The 1,022-nt window shown below is 65.5% G+C and carries 1 protein-coding gene and 1 pseudogene; both read right to left on the reverse strand.

Features of this window, described 5'->3' with window-relative positions; all coding sequences use genetic code 11:
* Positions 1-249 precede the first annotated feature (249 nt).
* Positions 250-570 (reverse strand): GYD domain-containing protein, encoded by a 321-nt coding sequence (locus E1292_RS50480; RefSeq protein ID WP_132606885.1) that lies wholly within the window; start codon positions 568-570, stop codon positions 250-252.
* Positions 571-876: 306 nt separating this feature from the next.
* Positions 877-1,022, reverse strand: a pseudogene (locus tag E1292_RS50485) (IS256 family transposase); the annotation flags it as partial.

The following is a 1,022-nucleotide window of genomic DNA, read 5'->3' on the forward strand; positions in this document are numbered from 1 at the left end:
GGCCGGCCGGGCGCCGTCAAGTTCGACGCCGAGGGCCACGTGATCGGCGTGATCGAGCTCGACATCGCCGACGGCACGGTCCACGCGATCCACTCGGTGACCAACCCCGACAAGCTAGCCCATCTCAAGATGAACTCAGATATGGCATGAGTCCGTCCACGACACTCTTGCCGGCACGTCCTGGACGGCGACCAGGGCGCGGACCCCGGGAGGGATCGCCTGGTCCAGGCGCTCGCAATCACCCGGCCGTCACGCGCCAGGAGCCCGGTACGCCACCTCCATCCGCGCGGCCTCGTCGATCTCCTCTGGCGTCAGCAGGACAGCCGTCTTCGTTCGTACCGCCCCGGACGCCGATATCGTGAGCCCCACAGCGGCCGAAGCCGCATTGCTCGGCAGGTCGACGATCACATACGTGTCCGTCTCGCCGAACGCGAAATACATCTGCTCGACCCGGCCGCCGACGCTTTCCGCCATGCGCTCCACCGCCTGCCGACGTCCGGTGCCGCCATCTTGCAACACTCCTTTGAGGCCGTCCGCGGTGTAGGTCGCCTGAATCAGGTACTTGGGCATGGTCGAGTCCCTCTCCTCGTGCCGCCACCCTGCACTGGGGCGGCCATCGCGGTCACGGGATCCAAGTTCTCGGCTTAGGGTGACGGTAAGCCCACCCGCTGTACTGGTTTTCCCCTGTCGCGGTCTTACGCTGCGCAGCCAGCAGCTCGCGGCCGTTCATGGTCTTCGCTGGACGGCCGACGCTGCGGGCAGCAGCCGATCACGGTTGTTGACTTCGAGGAATGCTGACCGTTGCGTATAAGGAGGAGGGTCACGTCCACGGGCGTGGTGTATGAATCGATCTTCGCGTGATCCTGTTTCTGCAGGTTAAGCGGTAAGTGTCTGCGGGATCGGATTCGGGGACGGTGTGTCGCCGGCGATGAGCCGGACGCGGGCTTTGGCCAGGATGTCCAGGCCCATATAGCGGCGGGCTTCGACCCATTCGTCGGTCTGTTCAGCCAGCACGGCGCCGA

The sequence above is a fragment of the Nonomuraea deserti genome, assembly GCF_004348685.1.
In the GTDB taxonomy this organism is placed as follows: Bacteria; Actinomycetota; Actinomycetes; order Streptosporangiales; family Streptosporangiaceae; genus Nonomuraea; species Nonomuraea deserti.